Source organism: Jatrophihabitans sp. (genome assembly GCF_036389215.1).
Classification (GTDB): domain Bacteria; phylum Actinomycetota; class Actinomycetes; order Mycobacteriales; family Jatrophihabitantaceae; genus Jatrophihabitans_A.
This window is the reverse complement of the sequence record NZ_DASVQG010000309.1, coordinates 1-3,271: the sequence shown is the minus strand read 5'-3', so window position 1 is coordinate 3,271 and position 3,271 is coordinate 1. Positions and strand designations below refer to the sequence as shown.

Annotated in this window: 4 protein-coding genes; 2 read left to right on the top strand and 2 right to left on the bottom strand. The window is 72.0% G+C overall.

What is annotated here, in order from left to right; genetic code table 11:
- On the top strand, positions 1 to 618 hold a 618-nt coding region (locus VF542_RS17705), incomplete at its 5' end, for an alpha/beta hydrolase (RefSeq protein ID WP_408653019.1).
- Between the two features lie 57 nt (positions 619 to 675).
- A complete protein-coding gene (locus VF542_RS17700) occupies positions 676 to 1,443 on the top strand; it encodes a class I SAM-dependent methyltransferase (protein ID WP_408653018.1) in 768 nt (255 codons plus the stop codon).
- Between the two features lie 12 nt (positions 1,444 to 1,455).
- Here VF542_RS17700 and VF542_RS17695 read toward each other — a convergent pair whose 3' ends face one another.
- Positions 1,456 to 2,874: a hypothetical protein gene (locus VF542_RS17695; protein WP_408653017.1), complete on the bottom strand. Its 1,419-nt coding sequence runs from the start codon at positions 2,872 to 2,874 to the stop codon at positions 1,456 to 1,458.
- Positions 2,871 to 3,271, bottom strand: a 401-nt coding sequence (locus VF542_RS17690; protein ID WP_408653016.1) for a sigma-70 family RNA polymerase sigma factor, incomplete at its 5' end; no start/stop codon positions are given. The genes VF542_RS17695 and VF542_RS17690, both read right to left, overlap by 4 nt.

The window sequence follows — 3,271 nt, the reverse complement described above, 5'->3', positions numbered from 1 at the left end:
CTGATCTCGTTGCACGGGCGGGGCGGCAGTCATCGGGACTCGTTCGCCGGCAGCCTGCACCTGCACCGGTTCCTGGCCGACGCGGTGGCCCACGGCAGCGCGCCGTTCGCCATCGCCTCGGTGGACGGCGGTGACCACGAGTACTGGCACCCGCGGCGCGACACCGACCCGGCCGGCATGGTGATCGATGAGTTTCTCCCGCTGCTGGGCCGGCGCGGGCTGGACACCACCCGGATCGGGCTGCTCGGCTGGTCGATGGGCGGCTACGGCGCGCTGTACCTGGCGGGCGCGCTGGGTGCGCAGCGGACCGCGGTGGCGATCGCCGAGAGCCCCGCGGTGTGGCACCGGGCCGGCGACAGCGCCGCCGGAGCGTTCGACGACGCCGAGGACTTCGACGAGCACGCGATCTTCGGACGGACCAGCCTGCTCGACGGCATCCCGGTGCGGCTGGACTGCGGCGCCGCGGACGGGTTCGCCCCCGTCACCCGCGACCTGCGGGCGGCGCTGTCGCCCACTCCCGCGGGTGGCATCGAGCCGGGCGGCCACGATGCCGGCTACTGGCGCAGCCAGGCGGCGGCACAGCTGCGGTTCGCCGCCACCCACCTCGCCCGCCGGTGAGCTGGTTGGCGCCCACCAGCCGCGGGCAGGCGGAGGGCCTCTGGCACTGTGGTGGGCGTGCCCGCCGACCCGCTGTTCGAGCAACTGCTCCTGGAGGCGGAGGCGGCCCCGGTGGACGGCTGGGACTTCTCGTGGTTCGACGGCCGGGCCAGCGAGCAGCGGCCGTCCTGGGGCTACGCCCGGGTGATGGGCGAGCGGATGGCGGCCGCCGATGCCGCGCTCGACCTGCAGACCGGCGGCGGTGAGGTGCTGGCCGGCATCCCGCAGCCGCCGGCCCTGCTGTGCGCGACCGAGTCCTGGCCGCCGAATCTCCGGATCGCCCGCCGCAACCTGGAGCCGTTGCACGGCTTCGTCGTCCAAGCCGCCGACTCCCAGCCGCTGCCGTTCCGTTCCGGGACGTTCGACCTGGTGGTCAGCCGGCACCCGACCGTGGTGCTGTGGCACGAGATCGCCCGGGTGCTGCGGCCCGGTGGCCGCTACCTGTCCCAGCAGATCGGCATCGGCTCCAACCGCGAGCTGTACGAGTTCCTGATGGGACCGCAGCGGCATCCCCCGGGCGACGGGAGCGAGCGGGCGGTGCGGGAACTGACCGCGGCGGGCCTGGTGGCCGAGGACGTCCGGCACGAGTCGCTGGAGGTGCGCTTCGACGACATCGCCGCCGTGGTGGTGTTCCTGCGCAAGGTGATCTGGACGGTTCCGGACTTCTCGGTGCGGCGTTACCGGGCCCGGCTCGCCGACCTGCATGAGCAGATCCAGCGAGCCGGGCCGTTCATGTCCCATTCCCAGCGAGTGCTGGTCGAGGCCGTCAAGCCGGCTCGGCAGTAGCCGCGGACCCGCTCAGCAGCTCACCGGCGGCAGCGTGCTCAGCGCCACCATGCTCAGCCCGGCGGCGTCTGACTTGGTCGCGCCGGTGCCGAATACCACGCTGGCCCCTACCACCGCCTGCAGCTCGACGCCTGCCGGTAGCGCCACGGCCCGGCTGGTCCGCAGATCCACCAGGGCGTTCTGCCCCGCGGCTGGATCGGCATCGTCGAGCACGACCTGGACGAACGGGTGGATAGCCGGCGCGATGCCGGGGCTTTGCCGCACCAGCCCTTCGGAGTTCGTTCCGTCGCCACCCACGAGCAGGTCCTCATAACCGACCGACCCGTTCTCGTGGCGCAACCACGACAGCTTGCTGGCGCCGTCGTAACCGAAATTGGTGCCGTGCGACATGGCGGTCAGCTGGGTCTTGGTCAGCGGTCGGCCGGCGCCGTTGCGGATCACCGTAGGTTCGAACAGGGCGCCGTCAGGGTGACCCCCTCCGTAGGAGATGGCCAGGCCGCTGCCGTAGGAGATCAGTGCGGTGGCATTGGCGGCCGGTACCGACCCGGCGCTGCCGCCCCGGGCGAGATCCCAGGAGTGCAGGGTGGTGGTGGCGGGCTTGTTGAAGGTGCCCGCCAACCAGTAGACCTTGCCCGCCGCGATCACCGGCGCGCCGCTGAACGCCTCGCCGTGCAGGTACTGCTCTTCGGATGCTTCGGCCAGCGTGGTGATTCTGCCGGTGCTCCGGTCGTAGAGCATCACCGTGTAGGTGTAGCCGAGGCTCTGCGGATGTGACACGGAGAAGGCGATCCAGTCAGCCGTGATGGCGCCGGTCGGGTCGGCGACCGGAATATCGCTGCTCCTCGCCGGCGTGTAGAGCGTGCGGCCCGTCGCGCCGTGGAACAACGCGAGTTCGACGTCGGAGTAGATCGACGAGGTGCCGGCCGGTGGCTCGTTGCCCTGCACGACCAGGTAGTCGCCGGTCTCGCCGTTGGCGCTCACCACGGTGTTGAGCCTGCGATCCACCGGAACGGTCCCGCCTGCGATCGCTCGCCGCCAGCTCGACGGCGCCTGGCAGGCCTTCTCGTCCAGCGGGCCGGTGGGCGAGGCAGTCGGCGTGCTCAGCGGGTGGCTGCCGGTGCTCACCGGGTGGCTGCCGGTGCTCAGCGGCGGCGCCGGTTGGTGCCGGTTCGACTGGATGCCCAGGATGGTTGCGGCGATCGCGACGAACACCGCCGCCGCGGCGGCCAGCACCCCGAGGTTCTGCCGGTGCGTGCCGAGCCTGACCTGCTTGACGCCGGGCGGCGCCTTGCGGGTGCCTGCGCCGGAATCCGAGCCGAAGTCGACGGGCCGGGCCCGGGTGACGGTTGCCGCGCGCTGCTGGAACAGTTCGGTCAGCCGGTGTTCGAGGTCATCGCGGTGTTCGAACTCATCGCCGTGCGGCGTGGTCATCGGTTCGTCCCATCGTGGAAGGGGCTGTCGGAGGGGCTCAGGAGCTGGATGTCGTCCGAGGTCCGCAGGTCGGCCAGCGCCCGGGAGGCCAGGCTGCGCACCGTCCCGCGCCGGCAGCCGAGCGTGCCGGCGATCTCGCCGTCGCTGTAGCCGAGGTAGTAGCGCATCACCAGCACGACGCGTTGCCGGTGCGGCAGGCCGGCGAGCATCGACCACAAGTCGTCAGGGTCCGGCTCGTCGGTGACCGGCCGGTCCAGGTCGGTGGCGGTGAGCACCTCGGTGCTGGACCGGCGGCGGTTGAAGCTGATGTTGGCGTTGACGATCGCCCGCCGGGCGTAGGCCACCGGCTGCTCGATCGCCAGCCGGGCGCCGAAACGCCGGTGCATGGCCAGCAGCA

Excerpts from the sequence above, each read along its gene's own strand:
- VF542_RS17695 (WP_408653017.1), bottom strand. The coding sequence starts at position 2,874 with ATGACCACGCCGCACGGCGATGAGTTCGAACACCGCGATGACCTCGAA.